The following is a 14,796-nucleotide window of genomic DNA, read 5'->3' on the forward strand; positions in this document are numbered from 1 at the left end:
TGTTGCGGGCAGCAGGGGCTGGTAGCAGGGCGAAAGGCAAGGGCAATGACAGAGCAAAGCGATATGGCACGGCGTCCAATGGTGAATCTGGATGGCAGAACAGCGATTATCACCGGTTCCGGCAAGGGCATAGGAGCGGCCGTGGCGAAATGCCTGGCATCGCACGGAGCCGCTGTCGTCATCAATTACGTACATGACGCCGCCAGCGCGCAGCGCACTGTTGAAGACATCCACTCACTGGGAGGCTTGGCTATAGCTGTACAGGCGGATGTTTGCGATGAATCGCAATCTTCCAAGCTGGTGGGTACCGCTGTCGGCTCATTCGGCGGCGTGGACATCTTAGTGAATAATGCTTTCGGACGCTTCTCCTTTGATCCGCGTCGCCGTTCCACTTTTGCTGGAGGCGATTGGGATGAGTTTGGCGCACAGATCGAGGGATGCCTGCATGGTGCATATCTGATGTGCTCACATGTGGTGCCGCTGATGCGAGCCCAGACCTCCGGGCGTATCATCAACATCTCCAGCAATCTGGTCGATTCGCCCATCGTGCCCTACCATTCGTATATCACTGCCAAAGGCGGCTTGGTCGGCATGACCCGCTCTCTGGCCCAGGAGCTGGGCGGCTTCGGCATTACCGTTAATGCCATTGCCGCAGGTTTGACGGCCGGAACCGCATCCAGCGCAGCCACCACCGAGGATGTTCGTGAACGAATCATTGCCATGACGCCTCTTGGCCGCCTTGCCCGTCCCGATGACATCGCCGGAGGGGTCGCGTTGTTGGCGTCCGACATGGCCGGCTTCATTACCGGGCAATGTCTGCACGTCGATGGTGGTTTGACCATGCGCTGAAGTGCCGGAGCGGTGTGCTGACGCGCTATGGTTGTCGCATCCGGTTGGTGCAATGGAATGCAGCAAGAGTAAAGGCGCCGATTGGCGTGCGGTCATGCGAACGGAGGTAACCATGCTGCTCAAAGCCGTGTTCTGGGATTTGGACGGTACTCTCATCGATTCTGAGCCGCTCTGGCATGACGGTGAGATTGAGATCGCGCACAACAATGGCGGCGAGTGGAACGAGGACCTCGGTTGGGAGTGCTCCGGCACTCCGGTGCCACACGTGGCGGAGGTCATGATTGCGCATGGCTGCACATTGAGCATTCCCGAAATCGACAAGCAGCTCAAGGATTATGTATTCAAGGCGGAGGTCGAACGTCTGCCGTGGATTCCTGGTGTGCAAGACGTGCTGCGTTCGCTCAAGGAAGCCGACATCCCATCCATGCTGGTCACTACTTCGCCTCGCCGCATGGCCGAGAACATCATGAAGCAGGCTGATGGATTGCTTGCCGGCTACGTCTGCGGCGATGATCCGTACGAGCACAAGCCGAGCCCTGCCCCATATCTGGCCGCGGCTGAGAGACTCGGCATCGCGCCTGAAGACATGGTCAAGTGCGTGGTAATGGAAGATTCCTCATCCGGCCTGCGCTCCGGCGCCGCCTCGGGGGCCACACTAATTGCGCAGACTGGCTGGATTCGCACCGACACTTCCGGCCTTGGTCAGTTTGCCTCCATCGACTCGTATGAGGGCATCGATGCGGCCGCGCTGGACGCCTTTGTGCGGCAGCGTTTGGGGGAGTAGAAATTTCGTTTGTATTGCGGAGTTTGTGTGGGAAACCCCCAGTCGACCTGATGTTATAGGCCGGCTGGTAGGGTGTTTGACGGTTTGCATATAACTGTCTGGTTCATTGGGCTGGCAGCTCAATACAAGATTTAGTACTCATAGGAAACACATGGGCTTCGTTAATTTCATCCTCGAACTGCTGAAGGATCCGCGTGCCGCGATTGCCGGTTGGATTGCCATGGGTGTGGCGCCGACCCTCGGCTTCATCTTCCTCATCGTATTTATCGAAACGGGTGTGGTGTTCTTCCCATTCCTGCCGGGCGACTCCCTGCTGTTCGCTGCCGGTGTGTTCGCCGCTCCCGATGCCGCGACCGGCAAGGCTGCGCTGCCGCTGTTCTGGCTGCTGCCGGTGGTCTGGTGCGCCCCGATTGTCGGTGACCAGTGCAATTACTTCATTGGCCACTTCTTCGGCCGCCGCATTATCCAGTCCGGCAAGGTGAAGGCCTTGACCCCGGAGCGTTTGGCCAAAACTGAGCACATGATTGAGAAGTGGGGCCCGCTGGCTGTGTTCCTGGGCCGTTTCTTCCCGTTCATTCGTACGTTCATGCCGTTCATCTCCGGTATTTCCGGCATGCGTTGGAGCCGATTCACCCCGTTCTCGGTGGCTGGCGGCCTGTGCTGGTCCACGCTGTTCACGCTGCTGGGTTACTTCTTCGGCAATATTCCGGCCGTGCAGGATCACTTCGAATTGGTGATCGTGCTGATTCTGCTGGTTTCGCTGGCGCCCACCATCATCGGTTTGCTGAAGGCCAAGTTCGGCAAGAAGAAGCCGGAGTCGGTTGCCGATTCCCAGCTGGATACGATGGAATCCGGTATCGAGAACCTTAATAAGTAGTTTTTGGTGCTGTAGGGTTCGTTTCTTTTCCAAGCCCCGTTCCGCATGTGATGTGCGGAACGGGGCTTTGTTGTGTTATCCACATTGTTGGTGGACAACATGCCGGGGTGTGGATAATTCGGCAAGCTGGAACCACAGAACCTGATTTCGGTTGAAATAGGTTGGCTCGCACGGTTCAATCTCCCTATGAATATCGACACATCCTCTCGCACTGTTCGCGTTGCTCGCTCTCCGGCAGCGGCCGTTTCGTCCCCTCCCCAGTCCGCTGGGGTCGGGCCCTCCCCGCCGCCGCGCTACTACACCCCTCCTCCGCAACCAATGGCTGCGTATGAGAGAAAACGGTCGAACAGGACTCCGGAAGAATCGTTCTCCACGAACGTGGCATTGCACAATATTGTGACCGTGACCTCGGGTCACGGTGGCGTGGGGCTCAGCGTCATGGCCTCTATGCTTGCGCTGACGCTCACGGAGCGTGGGCAAAGCTGCGTGCTGGTCGATGCCGATTTCGTGGCGGGATGCTTGGATCTGCTGCTTGGCCTCGAGCGTGAGCCGGGTCTGCGTTTCAGTCAGATAGACGCTCCGTTGGGCCGTATTGAAGGAGCGGCACTGCGTCATGAGCTCATTGACTGGGAGGGTATTCGTGTGCTGCCGTGCGATCCCTGGAGCACGCGGCAGCCTGAATGGTGGGAAGTGCAGGCCGTGATTCGGGCACTTGCCGAAACGCACGATATTGTCATCGTAGATGCCGGCCAGGGAGGCCTGATTGAAACAGTGAGTGACTTGCGCCATGGAGTGCAGGTGATGGCCGCGGAACTTTCAGTAATCGGTTTGGCTCGGGCCAAAGCCCATCGGCTCAGATTGTCCGCATGGGAATGCGGGATTCCCCATATTGGCGGCATCGAACCGAGAGGTACGCCGCGAGGTCGCGGGAGCGTGGATGTTGCCGAAGCCGAAGATTATCTGAGCGCTGCAGTGGTGGGTCCCATCCGTCTGACTTCCAGCTTGTGCGGTGATGTGCTTGAGGGATTAGGCATCCGATCCGTGCCCAAGGGAAGTCGTAAGGCCATCGAGGCGCTCGCCGATGCGGTGGAGCGGGATATTCGCGCTGGTGCTCGGGCTGCCTGATTGAAGTGGGGATATCATGACGGCATTGCATCGCGCAGGCATGTTTTTCGGGTTATTGGATGAGCTTGCTTCAGATGATCGAGTCACTGATATTGCGGTGACTTGTGAGGGCCGCGTCTGGGCGGATCGTGGCAGCGGTATGCGGGAGCATATCTTGCAAGTGCCATTCCGATCGCCGCAAGTGGTGCGTGATTATGCGGTGCAGTTATGCGCGCAATTGGGGCGCCGCCTGGATGATGCGTGCCCTATTGCCGATGCTTCCAATATGCATGGTGTGCGTGTCCATGCGGTGATAGCGCCGTTAGTGCCGCAGGGGGCGTCGATTTCCATACGATTCCCCGGCAGCGAGGTGGCATCGTTGCAGCGGCTTGCCCAGTTGGGCATGTTTCCTGCCGGCTGGATTTCGGTACTAAGCGGGCTGGTGAGCAAGAGAGCCGCCGTGCTGATTACTGGCGGTACCGGCGTGGGCAAGACCACCCTGGCAAAGGCGTTGCTTGCGCAGTGTGATGCGAATGACCGTATCGTCACCGTGGAAGAGGTGCGGGAGCTTGTCGATTTTGGCCATGGGAATCATGTTTCCATGGCGGCGAGGGAAGCGAACGTTGAAGGCGAAGGTGCGGTGGGCCTTCCCGATTTGGTGAAAGCCACGCTGCGCATGCGCCCCGACCGGGTGGTGTTGGGGGAATGCCGTGGCGAGGAGATTGTGGATCTGCTGAGGGCGTTCAATTCCGGCCACCGGGGCGGCATGACCACCTTGCATGCGAACAGCGTGGCGCAAGTGCCGCAGCGTTTGATCGCACTGGGATTACTGGCCGGGGTGGCTCCTCGTGCATTGGCCATGCTTGCCGAAGGCGCCTTCGATGCGGTGCTGCATCTTGAACGAGTGGACGGCCGTAGGCATATTGCACAAATCGGCACTTTGCACGCCTCGTATGGTGAATTGCAAGGCGTTCCATTGGTGGCTTGGGACGGTTCGGCCGAGCCTCGATATTCACCTCAGTGGCGTGATTTCGCGGCATTGTGGGGCTGTAGCTAGGGGGGTGGGATATTGCTCTGGTGTGTGATGCTGACAATGGTCGCTGTGCTGATATGGCCTAGTCGCCAATCTGGGGTTGTTGATCGTCTGCGTGATGTGCGGAGTCTTTCTGGAAGGCTCAATCGAGGTGCTGGTGGAGGTTTCGTGAGCCGGAATGGGTGGGACTCGAACGTCGGAGGTGGTGCTGGGCGTAGAACGACAGCAGCATTGCCGAGGAACGGAATCGCTCAGGTATTGGCCTCCGCCATTGCTCGCATGGCAGGTGGAGGAACGCTGGTGGAAGCGTTCGAGGAGCAATTCGGCGGACGTTTTGCCGTGCGCAGGCTGACCCCACAACGCCTGACCGACTTGTTTGAGCGGCGACGATTGCCGGACGAATCACGCGCGCAGTCCGTGCGTGCCGCCATGGGCGCTGCTGCGGCAGCGACAGTCAGCGAGGAATTGGGCTGCCGTGCCGTGCCCTGCTTGGAGGCGGTATTGGATGTCTACTCGCATATGAGATTGATGCAGAACATGAGGGCGCAGGCCTTCGCCGTGCCTCAAGCCACGGTTGGTTTGCTCAGCGCGTTGCCGGCAATCGCGGTTGTGTTGGGGGAATTGATGGGAGCTCACCCCTTGCTATTCTTGTTCGGTTCTCAACGCGGCCTAGTGTGTTTGGTGTCGGGCGGATGCTGCTATGTGGTCGGTCTGGTTTGGATGCGCGCCCTGATGCGAGACGGCTGACAGCTATCGGGGTGAGGCGAAGATGATTGGAACATGCATTGCATCGGGGTGCGCGGCGTTCGCATGCTGGCTGAGCATGGTGAAGCCGCGTGCAGCCAGTCGTCTGCCTGACATTGGGCAATGGGCGAATCATGACGAGCCTGTTGTGGTTGCCGATGCGGCATGGGCCATGCTGGTGCTGCGGATGGTGCAAGTGTCTCTGCGGCAAGGAGCCTCGGTTCCGCGGGCCCTTGATGTTGTGGGCCGCGCTGTTGGAGGCGCATACGGTCAATGCTTAAGCCGCGTGGGCGAATCATTATTGCGCGGCGTCTCATGGTCGGACGCATGGTGTGCCGCCTTAGCCGGGACGGATGCTTCGGCGGGGATGAACCATTCCGCTCGTTTGGGTGGCGCAAAACGGCGAGGCCGGTCAGGGCAGCATGGCGATACGGATGGCGGTGCTGGTGACATCGCACTGGGCATGATCCGCGAGTCTTTGGAACCGGCTTGGTTGCAAGGGGATTCTCCCGGAGTGCTTATCGATGCTGCTGTCGAACAGCTTGATAAGGATGAGCGAGCGCGTATAGAACGTGCCGCTGCCCGTTTGTCCGTGCGTTTGCTGATGCCGACTGGCTTGTGCTTTTTGCCGGCGTTTGTCATTGTCGGAGTACTTCCAGCAATTGCTTCTTTCCTGATGTAGGTTTCTTCTGGCCTGTTTTGGTTGTCTCGTCTTGCGTTGTGCCATCGTCTTGCGTTGTGTCATGACGCATGGCTGGTGGTTATCCACTTTTGTTGTGGATGACACGCCGCGGTGTGGATAACTTGGCAAGCTAGAACCACATGTGCTGTTCGCTGATGCGCCGCACGCCGGATTGCTTCACAGTGGAACTCACCTCGCGTCACAGTGTTCGGCGCGAGGGCCAAACGCTATCGCACGGAGTCAGGAGAGCGCACGATTGATGTGGGCCTTCCCGTGGGGAAAGGAATACCGATGGACACGCACATTCCCATCATCGTTGATGGTCAAGCGGGCATATTTGCCCACAGCAAAGCCAAAATCGCCGAGCTCAATGCCCGTGCCAAAGAACGACTATGCCTCATGGATGCACGGATGCGCACGCTTATGGCTGAGCCGGAAGAAGGAGCGGCCACAGCCGAGTACGCGGTGGTGCTGATTGCCGCCACCGGGTTCGCGGCGCTTTTGGTCACCATTCTGAAGTCGGATGCCATTAAGACGTTGCTGACAAATCTGATCAAAAAGGCGTTGAACGTCGGGTGAGCGACTCGGGAGGGCAATGAACATGAGAAAAGGTCTCAGCAGATGGCTCGCCCGTTTGCCGCCTGTGCACAATGAGGGTGCGGCCACGGCCGAGTTCGCGGTAGTGCTGCCCAGCGTCATTGCAATAACGGGGGTGTTGCTGACGCTTACCCGAGTGGTTGCGGTATCCATGGATTGCCAAAGTGCCGCAACGGCATCCGCGCGTGAATTGGTGGTTTCTGATGATGAATCCGCAGCACAACAGGCTGCCGTGAATATTGTGGGAAGCCGAGTGGATGTGACTGTGCATCAGGAAGGCAGCTTGGTGCGAGTGGCGGTCGAATGCCCCGTTTTGCCAGGGCCTTTGAATGTGACTCCTACTCGGGTGCATGGTGAAGCTGTGGCTGCGCGGCAATAACACACACGGTCGGTCGGGAGGGGGGAACGGCGATGGCGGCATGTATGCCACGTATGTCACGTCTTGAAGAAGGGTCAGGCACAATGGCCGGTGTCATGCTGGTCATGCTGGTTGGGGTGGCTCTTTCGGCAACGGCGTGCATTGGCAATCTGGTGGTTTGCCAAAACCGGGCACGTTCCCTAGCTGACCTCATCGCTTTCGATGCCGCCTATGCCGCATGGCATGGGTGGGCGGACGATCCATGCGCGTTCGCAGGTCAGCTGGCCGTATCCAATAGCGTCGCATTGCCCGATTGCATGGTGCAGTCGGATGATGTGCAGGTCACCGTGGCAGTGGATACTGCAGTCCCATTGACGCCGCGCGTGCAGCGAACGGCTCTTGCCGGACCGGCGGAATGCGATAAGGGAGGTGCTAGTGAGTAACCACACAGCATAAAACAGGGCCGCATTCTAGCGGACTTTCGCCATCCTTGGCTAAGGTAAAAGCATGAGCGAGAGTGAACACAACGAGCGCCGCAGCATCGTGGCAATGGTGGGAAACCCCACCTCCGATAAAGGACGCGGTGCCAAGGTGGATGCGCAGGTGCTGAATCTGCTGGAAGAGGCAGGTCGCTCCCATAATTTTGAAGTCATCGACATTACCGGTACGAGTTTCGAGGATTCATTGCATCAGGCTCGTGAACGGTCGCATGAGTATGACTACTTGGTGGTGGTCGGTGGCGACGGCATGATAGCGCTTGGCGCCAATGCGGTTGGGTGCAGCGGCAAGCCTTTGGGTATTGTGGCCATGGGGTCGGGCAACGATTTCGCTCGCGGGCTCAAGCTGCCGGTGAACCGTATTGAAACCGCGGTGGAAGGCATCGTGGGCGCCATCGTGCGCGGTTCGCATATCGATGTGGACATGGGCCGTGTGACTTCCTTGGAAGGTGGTTATGCGGTAGATACGTCCACCGGGGAGGAATACGAGTGCGAGGGCGACAGGTCCGCTGAGTATCCGATCGATCGCTACTATGCCGGCATGCTCTCCTGCGGTCTTGATGCGAGCATCAATGACCGTGCGAACCATTCGCGTCTGCCGACCGGCACCATGCGCTATTTCTCGGCGGTACTGGTGGAGCTGACGCATATGAAGCGTTACGGATACCACATCAAGGCCACGTTGGCCGATGGTTCCGTGGACGAGAGGGACATCATCACCCCGCTGTTGACAGTCGCGAATTCACGGCATATCGGTGGTGGTATCGAGGTGTCGCCATACTCCTGTTTCTCCGACGGATTGCTGGATTTGGTGTGGATGGATCATGTGCCGAACGTGCGGGAGTGCGCAGTGGCTCTTGCGAATGCGTATAACGGCAAGCTGCTTGCCTCCGACGTATTTGGGTGGGAGCGGATTCGAGAAATCGAGGTCACTCGCGCAAACGAAGGCGATGAGCCTCCGGTGCTGATGGCTGATGGTGAATACATCGGGCATTTGCCGGTTCGTGTGGTGGCGGAGAATTGCGCGCTGCGCGTGCTGGTGCCGCCGGCCGTGGCGGCACGTGAGGTCGATTCCAGGCAGCAGGTGCTCGATGCCATCACCCGCGATGGCCGTGATCCCGTGACCGGACGCTTTAACTAGACGAAAATGCTTTGGCTCCCCTCTCCGAGCGGAGCTGTCGGCGAAGCTGACTGAGGGGAGGTCTGCCGCTGGCAGCGGTTATGCGATGTAGCTTTCGATGTGTAGCGTCTGTGCAATGACTTCCTTGATGGTGCGATCGCTGACACCGGGGTGTGAGCGGATCAGGGAGATCAGTCCCACGTTGAGCGTGAAGAACGTCTCGTGGACGTTGGTGATTGGCAGCCCATGCATCTGCTCGAAGTCGCGCACTGTGGTCTGGGCGATGTAGTCTGCGATGCGGTCGGCGGCCTGGTCGATGAATTTGATGTACAGTTCGGCGTTGCCGTCCTGGATCATCCGGTTCGAGAACGGGCTTTCGTCGGCAATGAGCGAACGCAGTACGAGAACGATTTCGTCAAGCGCCTTGTTCACGTTGCCGATTTCGCGGGCCTGGTTCCATTCCTCGAGCTTGGTGAGGATCTCATCGATCACATCATCCAGCACGGCGTCGGCCACGGCGTCCTTGTCGTTGAAGTAGTGGTAGAACAGCGATCGCGTCATGCCGACCTTGCTGGCGATGTCGGAGACGGTGATCTTGGAGAAGCCCTTTTCCAAGCAGATTTCGCGTGCGGCGCGCACAATGGACTCGCGGCGAGTGTCTCCGCGGTTGGCGCGCTTGTCCTTGAGAATCCGGCTCATGGGTGCCTCCTGAATGTAACTGATGTTGACACTATGTTAAACAAACGGGAGTACGAGGAAATACCGAACAAAATAACGTCAATTCCGAAACCGTGTGGTGCATGTCGCCCATGAGATCGCCAATATATCAACGAAGCAATGAACTGCTCGGAATGGTATATACCGAAACGATCTCTGTTATTTACGAAAAATTGAGTGAGGGGCAAGGTAGGTTAGTAGCTATGGCACTTGCACTGTATCGTCGCTATCGTCCGGACACCTTTGAAGGTGTGATCGGCCAGGACCAGGTCACGGTTCCTCTGATGCGAGCCCTTGACGAGGGCAGGCTCACGCATGCCTATTTGTTCTCCGGCCCGCGAGGCTGCGGCAAGACCAGTTCCGCGCGTATCCTGGCCCGTTGCGTCAACTGCGCCAAGGGCCCAACCTCGCATCCGTGCGGCGAGTGTGAAAGCTGCAAGGATCTGGCCACCGGAGGCCCGGGATCCATCGATGTGGTCGAAATCGATGCCGCCTCACACAACGGTGTGGACGATGCCCGCGAATTGCGCGAACGCGCCGGGTTCGCCCCCGCCCGCGACCGCTACAAGATTTTCATCCTCGACGAGGCTCACATGGTCACGCAGCAGGGCTTCAACGCGCTGCTCAAGATCGTTGAGGAACCGCCCGAGCATGTGATGTTCATCTTCGCCACCACCGAACCGGACAAGGTGATTGGCACCATCCGTTCGCGTACCCATCATTACCCGTTCCGTCTGGTGCCGCAGGAGGTCATGGGCCCCTATCTGGAAACGATCTGCGAGAAAGAGAGCATCAAGCCTGAGCCCGGCGTGCTGAAACTCGCGATGCGTGCCGGCGGCGGCTCCATGCGAGACACCCTGTCCGTGTTGGACCAGCTCATGGTCGGTTCCGTCGAGGGCGTCATCACCCATGATGCCGCCGTGGCTCTGCTTGGTTTCACTCCTGAAGCGTTGATCGGTGAGGCCATCGATGCGGTCATCGATCATAACGGCGAGGCCCTGTACGGCGTGATCCAGAAGGTCGTGGTCGGCGGGTTCGACCCACGACGATTCGTGGAGGATCTGCTGGCCCGCGTGCGTGACCTGCTGGTGCTGACTTTGGCGGGCGACCGCGCGGAATCCGTGCTGTCAGACACGGCCGAGGCCGAGGACATGGACGACCTGCACCGCCAGGCCAAGGCCCTTGGACTGAGCGCGCTCACCGCCATTGCGGATATCATCAACACCACGCTGGGTGCCATGACCGGTGCCATCTCTCCGCGTATGCGACTCGAATTGCTGGCGGCCCGACTGCTGGCCGGCAGCGAAAACGGGTTCGTTGCACCCGCTGCCGCTCCCGCATTGGGAGCTCCCGCGTCAGCCACAGGAGCTGTAGCCTCTGCCGCTCCCGCTGCGGGAGGTGCAGCAGGTGGTTTTGCCGGCGCATCTCGTGGCGGTTTCGTCGGGGCCTCACACGGTGGATTCGCCGGCGCTGCACGAAATCAAGCACAGACGCAGACCGCGCCCGCAGCCGCCGCCCCTGCTGCGCCTGCATCTCCTGCTACGAATGCTGCGGCTCCAAGCTCCGACTCCCGATCCATTGATGAAAAGTGGAATGCAGCCGTTACAGCATTGCCGCAGGCCATCCGCGAATACGTCACCAGAGACAAGGTGCCGACGGTGGCATTCGGCCCCAACCGTAAGGGATTGCCCTGCCTGTCCATGACCTTCGACAAGCCGCTCAGCCAGCATGCGTTTGCGCTCGCGGTGGATAACAGCGGCAAAAAGGCCGCAATCGTGGTGATGGATGCCGTACGCCAGGAATTCGGTGCCGATGCGGTTATCGCTCCTGCGTCCGTTGCAGCCAACGGTGAGCGAGTGGAATCCGTCAAGCGCCTGAGCCCCGAACAGTTGGCCAAGGTCAAGCAGCAGATTGCGATGGCCAAGGCGGGTCTGGCCGCTTCGAGTCTGGGAGCTGGCCTGGGCATGCATTCCGGCAGTGAGCCAAAAGCTCAGAAGCCGGCTGCTGAGGGGAACGCCGAAGATGCGGATGGCAGCCACCGTGCCTCTGGCGTAACGCCGGGAGGCACTTCGAACAAGCCCGATTTGGATGATGACGATCCATGGGCCAAACCTGCCGCATCGTCTGAGGCTGTGGTCGAGCCATCTGCGTCTGCAGGTGAGCCGTCTGTTGATGGTTTTGCTCCGAGCAATCCAGACCCTGCATCTGCACAGGCGCCTGAAGAGCACCACAAGAAGCATGTCGCCGTGCCGGACATGAGCGATGACGTGGACCCATGGGCAACGCCGGCAGCACCTGTCGCACACGCACAAGATGCGACCGCCAATACCCAGGCCGGCCAAGCTGAGCAATTCACCGCGTCTACTTCCTCGAACGTGGGTGCCCCGGCTGCGGATTCTGCTGCCTCAACGGCATCCGCTGACCCGTGGAACCAGCCGGTGCCTCCGCCTGCCGAACCGATGGGTGGCCCGTGGAACCAGCCTGCTGCGTCTGCGCCGCAAGCTGCGCCGGATCCATGGAATCAACCAGCTCCTCCGCAATCGGAACCGGATCCGTGGAATCAACCGCAGGGTCAGGCTCAGCGGCAGACCCCATCACAGAGTCAGGGTATGCCGCAAAGCCAGAACTCGGGCGCTGCTGACCCGTGGAACCAGCCAATGCCACCGAGCCCTCAGCCGCAGGTTGCGGCCGAGGACGATGAGTATTCGATGAGCGACCAGTCGCTTGGCGATGCCACGGCCATGAAGATGGATGATCTCAAGAAGCTGTTCGAGGTCAAGAAGGTCGAGGAGTTTGCGGCCGATGACCCAAAGAACCCGAAGAACATCCAGCCCGCCAAGAAGCATACGGATGACTGATCGCAGCACACCATACGAAACAAAGAAAAACATGAGGAGCACACATGGCATTGGCCTATGACGGCGCCATCCAGCGGTTGATTGACGCATTCGGGCACCTGCCCGGAATCGGTCCCAAAGGAGCTCAGCGCATTGCTTTCTACATGCTGTCCGCCCCCGAAGATGAGGCCCGCGAGCTGGCCGAGGCCATCGAAGAGGTCAAGGCCAAGGTTCGGTTCTGTGAGATTTGTGGCAACGTGTGCGAGACGAGCCCTTGCCCGGTGTGCGCGGACCCTCGCCGCGACCGCAGCGTGATCTGCGTGGTCGAGGAGCCTAAGGACGTGATGAGCATCGAGCGCACCCGCGAATACCGCGGCCTCTACCATGTGCTCGGCGGCGCCATCAACCCGATGGCCAACGTTGGCCCTGCGGATTTGCGCATCCCCGGCCTGCTCAAGCGTTTGGAAGGCGATGAGGTCAAAGAGGTGATCATGGCGCTTGACCCGAACATCGAAGGCGAAGCCACCACCAGTTACCTGACCCAGTTGCTGCGTCCGGTAGGCGTCAAGATTACGCGTCTTGCCAGCGGTCTGCCGGTCGGCTCCGACCTCGAATACGCCGACGAAATCACCCTCGGCCGAGCCCTAGCCGGCCGCCGCGAAGCTTAAGCGGCATCTCTCTCCTTGAGAGTATCGTATTTACAGGGAATTTCCATATGCGGCAATTGCCGAACCGTCGTTGCCGTCCGCTCTGCAGATTGCCGTTGATCATGGGTTGCTTGCGACTAATATGACGATTATTTTGGCCGGCAGTAATGAAGGGTTCATGGAGAGCGAGGTGCTTGGCCGTAAAAGCCGATTGTATGGCCGACGCACTGCCCAAATCAGGTTGTTGCCGTTCGATTACGCTGACGCAGCGAAATTTCTTCCTAACACGAAGTCGCAGGATTTGGTTCGTTATTACGCGACTTTTGGCGGTACTCCGTACTATCTTGCGCGTATCAATGAATCCGATGGATTCGAAGATAACGTACTTCGACTGTTGTTCGACAACCTTTTAGCAAATGGTGGTGTAATGATCCGATTGCGCGGGAACAGACCGATATTGATGTGATTGCGGCTGATTCTCTGAGTAAGCAGATATTGATAGGCGAGTGCAAGTGGCGTAACTCATTTAATGAGACGGAAGCCGTTGAGCGGCTGCGTGGGAGGGCCGGATTAATCCGTGGTTACTTGCCGGAGACAGCTCGGTTTGTGCTGTTTTCAAAAAATGAGGTAGGTGAATCTATCCGAAATCGATACTGCGAGGATGAACGTATGTCGTTTGTGTCTGTGGACGACATGTATGCCGGATGATTATACGGATGGTGGCAACTCGCCTACTGGCTTCTTGACTGGCTCGGCAAGCACTCTCAACGTATCGTTGGCGCTTTCTCCGTCGCGGCGATGCCAGGGCCAGAAAGCGGTGTGATGCATGATGCGTGCGGGCTTGTGCCGCCGCAGTAGCCAGATGATGAACAGTCCAGCCAGCAGTATGCCGACACCGACCGCGATGCCAATGGTCCGCCCGTCGTGCACGTCGCGTGGTTCGGGGGCAGGCACAGGAATCGAGACACGGTGCCCGGAAATCAACAGTCGGTGCGTGTTCACACCGTACGGCGTACAGGTCATCAGCGTGACGCGGTCCTCGCCCGGCGCGATGCGCAACTTTGAGGTGTCGTCCGGCAGAATCACTGAGATGTTATCCACCTTGTATCCCAAGGTCTCGCCCATGACTTCGATATAGAAGAAGTCGCCCTTCTTCACCTCGTCCAGGCGGGTGAACATCATGGCCTCCACCAGACCGCGGTGTCCGGTGATTACCGAATGAGTGGACTTGCCGCCCACGGGAAGCGATGTGCCGTAGAGATGCCCGGCGCCAGAGGCAAGTGCCTCCTCGGAGGTGCCGTGGTAAATCGGCAGGTTGATGGATTGCTTGGGGACTTTGATGGTGCCCATCACGCCGTTGCCGGCATCCAGTAGCGATTGGTATTCCTTGTCTTTCTTGGAGGCTGAGTCCTCGCCGCTGGCGCGTGACCCACCCTGCGCGGCCGAGAACGGATCGACCGCCTCGCCCAGTACGGGCTGACCGGAATCGGCAAGCTTCTTGTTGTAGGCGCGTGCGACTTTCAGCTTGTCCTCTGCCTGCGGGTAGGGCCATCCGGCCACTTGCTTGGCACTGGTAGCAGCAGTGGCGGCCAGCTCCTGGCTGGATTGGAATTGCAGAGCCAGCGGGAAACAGGCTGCGCCGATGGCGGCGATGAGCAGAAGGATGGTGATGATGCGCATCGCCAGCAGATTGCGCTGGAGGCGGCGGCGTTCGGCTGCCAGATCGGAGACGTCGACGACCTCGTTGAACGGATCTTGGGTGAAAGTGTTGCTGGCTGCTGCCGCATCGGCTGCTGCTGAATTGTTTGTTGTTGTATCGACTGCTGCTGTATCGACTGATGCGTCGGCTATTGCTGCGGCGGATGCGTCGGCGGGTGCATTAGCGCGGGAACGGGCATGCTTGCTCTTCGGGCGTCTATGCAGAAAAGCCATTTTCTGTGTTCCCTCTCC

17 protein-coding genes are annotated in these 14,796 nt (G+C 59.1%); 15 read left to right on the top strand and 2 right to left on the bottom strand.

The genetic code is table 11. From position 1 onward, the window contains the following. Nucleotides 1–78: 78 nt before the first annotated feature. The 11 genes from BBBR_RS00575 (at nucleotide 79) to BBBR_RS00625 (ending at nucleotide 8,666) form a co-directional block, all read left to right on the top strand. Complete coding sequence (locus tag BBBR_RS00575) at nucleotides 79–849, top strand: SDR family oxidoreductase (RefSeq protein ID WP_080543801.1); 771 nt, start codon at nucleotides 79–81, stop codon at nucleotides 847–849. Between the two features lie 112 nt (nucleotides 850–961). Then, complete coding sequence (locus BBBR_RS00580) at nucleotides 962–1,633, top strand: HAD family hydrolase (RefSeq protein WP_025262675.1); 672 nt, start codon at nucleotides 962–964, stop codon at nucleotides 1,631–1,633. 151 nt (nucleotides 1,634–1,784) lie between these two features. Further along, nucleotides 1,785–2,510, top strand: a complete 726-nt coding sequence (locus BBBR_RS00585) for a DedA family protein (protein WP_003827995.1) — start codon at nucleotides 1,785–1,787, stop codon at nucleotides 2,508–2,510. A 318-nt stretch (nucleotides 2,511–2,828) separates the two neighbouring features. Further along, entirely contained in the window at nucleotides 2,829–3,635 is an 807-nt protein-coding gene (locus tag BBBR_RS00590; protein WP_003827996.1) for a P-loop NTPase, read from the top strand. Nucleotides 3,636–3,651: 16 nt separating this feature from the next. After that, entirely contained in the window at nucleotides 3,652–4,671 is a 1,020-nt protein-coding gene (locus BBBR_RS00595; RefSeq protein ID WP_014483303.1) for a CpaF family protein, read from the top strand. Between the two features lie 255 nt (nucleotides 4,672–4,926). Then, a complete protein-coding gene (locus BBBR_RS00600) occupies nucleotides 4,927–5,394 on the top strand; it encodes a hypothetical protein (RefSeq protein WP_003827998.1) in 468 nt (155 codons plus the stop codon). Between the two features lie 22 nt (nucleotides 5,395–5,416). After that, nucleotides 5,417–6,073, top strand: a complete 657-nt coding sequence (locus BBBR_RS11000; protein ID WP_014483305.1) for a hypothetical protein — start codon at nucleotides 5,417–5,419, stop codon at nucleotides 6,071–6,073. Between the two features lie 291 nt (nucleotides 6,074–6,364). Beyond that, a complete protein-coding gene (locus BBBR_RS00610) occupies nucleotides 6,365–6,652 on the top strand; it encodes a DUF4244 domain-containing protein (protein WP_014483306.1) in 288 nt (95 codons plus the stop codon). Between the two features lie 16 nt (nucleotides 6,653–6,668). After that, complete coding sequence (locus tag BBBR_RS00615; protein ID WP_003828001.1) at nucleotides 6,669–7,049, top strand: TadE/TadG family type IV pilus assembly protein; 381 nt, start codon at nucleotides 6,669–6,671, stop codon at nucleotides 7,047–7,049. Nucleotides 7,050–7,093: 44 nt separating this feature from the next. Beyond that, on the top strand, nucleotides 7,094–7,471 hold the full coding sequence (locus tag BBBR_RS00620) for an Rv3654c family TadE-like protein (protein ID WP_025262679.1): 378 nt from the start codon (nucleotides 7,094–7,096) through the stop codon (nucleotides 7,469–7,471). A gap of 64 nt (nucleotides 7,472–7,535) precedes the next feature. Further along, on the top strand, nucleotides 7,536–8,666 hold the full coding sequence (locus tag BBBR_RS00625) for a diacylglycerol/lipid kinase family protein (protein ID WP_003828003.1): 1,131 nt from the start codon (nucleotides 7,536–7,538) through the stop codon (nucleotides 8,664–8,666). Between the two features lie 78 nt (nucleotides 8,667–8,744). Here the strand turns inward: BBBR_RS00625 and BBBR_RS00630 are convergent, their stop codons facing one another. Next, a complete protein-coding gene (locus BBBR_RS00630) occupies nucleotides 8,745–9,344 on the bottom strand; it encodes a TetR/AcrR family transcriptional regulator (protein WP_003828004.1) in 600 nt (199 codons plus the stop codon). Nucleotides 9,345–9,565: 221 nt separating this feature from the next. Between BBBR_RS00630 and dnaX the strand changes: the two genes are divergently transcribed. From dnaX to BBBR_RS00650, 4 genes are all read left to right on the top strand, one after another. Further along, nucleotides 9,566–12,220 carry a DNA polymerase III subunit gamma/tau gene (dnaX, locus tag BBBR_RS00635; RefSeq protein ID WP_032738116.1) on the top strand — a complete coding sequence of 885 codons (2,655 nt, stop codon included), beginning with the start codon at nucleotides 9,566–9,568 and terminating at the stop codon, nucleotides 12,218–12,220. Between the two features lie 44 nt (nucleotides 12,221–12,264). Further along, on the top strand, nucleotides 12,265–12,867 hold the full coding sequence (recR, locus tag BBBR_RS00640; protein WP_003828006.1) for a recombination mediator RecR: 603 nt from the start codon (nucleotides 12,265–12,267) through the stop codon (nucleotides 12,865–12,867). 157 nt (nucleotides 12,868–13,024) lie between these two features. Then, complete coding sequence (locus BBBR_RS00645) at nucleotides 13,025–13,312, top strand: ATP-binding protein (protein ID WP_223261685.1); 288 nt, start codon at nucleotides 13,025–13,027, stop codon at nucleotides 13,310–13,312. Then, nucleotides 13,309–13,554, top strand: a complete 246-nt coding sequence (locus BBBR_RS00650) for a hypothetical protein (RefSeq protein ID WP_003828008.1) — start codon at nucleotides 13,309–13,311, stop codon at nucleotides 13,552–13,554. The genes BBBR_RS00645 and BBBR_RS00650 overlap by 4 nt, the downstream gene beginning before the upstream one ends. Here the strand turns inward: BBBR_RS00650 and BBBR_RS00655 are convergent, their stop codons facing one another. Continuing rightward, nucleotides 13,555–14,778 carry a class C sortase gene (locus BBBR_RS00655; protein ID WP_003828009.1) on the bottom strand — a complete coding sequence of 408 codons (1,224 nt, stop codon included), beginning with the start codon at nucleotides 14,776–14,778 and terminating at the stop codon, nucleotides 13,555–13,557. It abuts the gene before it with no gap. Between the last annotated feature and the right edge of the window lie 18 nt (nucleotides 14,779–14,796).

It is taken from the genome of Bifidobacterium breve DSM 20213 = JCM 1192 (genome assembly GCF_001025175.1).
In the GTDB taxonomy this organism is placed as follows: domain Bacteria; phylum Actinomycetota; class Actinomycetes; order Actinomycetales; family Bifidobacteriaceae; genus Bifidobacterium; species Bifidobacterium breve.

What these genes read in the sequence shown, in the direction of transcription:
- BBBR_RS00575 (WP_080543801.1), top strand. Translation starts at nt 79, where the DNA reads ATGGTGAATCTGGATGGCAGAACAGCGATTATCACCGGTTCCGGCAAG.
- BBBR_RS00580 (WP_025262675.1), top strand. Translation starts at nt 962, where the DNA reads ATGCTGCTCAAAGCCGTGTTCTGGGATTTGGACGGTACTCTCATCGAT.
- BBBR_RS00585 (WP_003827995.1), top strand. Translation starts at nt 1,785, where the DNA reads ATGGGCTTCGTTAATTTCATCCTCGAACTGCTGAAGGATCCGCGTGCC.
- BBBR_RS00590 (WP_003827996.1), top strand. Translation starts at nt 2,829, where the DNA reads ATGGCTGCGTATGAGAGAAAACGGTCGAACAGGACTCCGGAAGAATCG.
- BBBR_RS00595 (WP_014483303.1), top strand. Translation starts at nt 3,652, where the DNA reads ATGACGGCATTGCATCGCGCAGGCATGTTTTTCGGGTTATTGGATGAG.
- BBBR_RS00600 (WP_003827998.1), top strand. Translation starts at nt 4,927, where the DNA reads ATGGCAGGTGGAGGAACGCTGGTGGAAGCGTTCGAGGAGCAATTCGGC.
- BBBR_RS11000 (WP_014483305.1), top strand. Translation starts at nt 5,417, where the DNA reads ATGATTGGAACATGCATTGCATCGGGGTGCGCGGCGTTCGCATGCTGG.
- BBBR_RS00610 (WP_014483306.1), top strand. Translation starts at nt 6,365, where the DNA reads ATGGACACGCACATTCCCATCATCGTTGATGGTCAAGCGGGCATATTT.
- BBBR_RS00615 (WP_003828001.1), top strand. Translation starts at nt 6,669, where the DNA reads ATGAACATGAGAAAAGGTCTCAGCAGATGGCTCGCCCGTTTGCCGCCT.
- BBBR_RS00620 (WP_025262679.1), top strand. Translation starts at nt 7,094, where the DNA reads ATGCCACGTATGTCACGTCTTGAAGAAGGGTCAGGCACAATGGCCGGT.
- BBBR_RS00625 (WP_003828003.1), top strand. Translation starts at nt 7,536, where the DNA reads ATGAGCGAGAGTGAACACAACGAGCGCCGCAGCATCGTGGCAATGGTG.
- BBBR_RS00630 (WP_003828004.1), bottom strand. Translation starts at nt 9,344, where the DNA reads ATGAGCCGGATTCTCAAGGACAAGCGCGCCAACCGCGGAGACACTCGC.
- dnaX (WP_032738116.1), top strand. Translation starts at nt 9,566, where the DNA reads ATGGCACTTGCACTGTATCGTCGCTATCGTCCGGACACCTTTGAAGGT.
- recR (WP_003828006.1), top strand. Translation starts at nt 12,265, where the DNA reads ATGGCATTGGCCTATGACGGCGCCATCCAGCGGTTGATTGACGCATTC.
- BBBR_RS00645 (WP_223261685.1), top strand. Translation starts at nt 13,025, where the DNA reads ATGGAGAGCGAGGTGCTTGGCCGTAAAAGCCGATTGTATGGCCGACGC.
- BBBR_RS00655 (WP_003828009.1), bottom strand. Translation starts at nt 14,778, where the DNA reads ATGGCTTTTCTGCATAGACGCCCGAAGAGCAAGCATGCCCGTTCCCGC.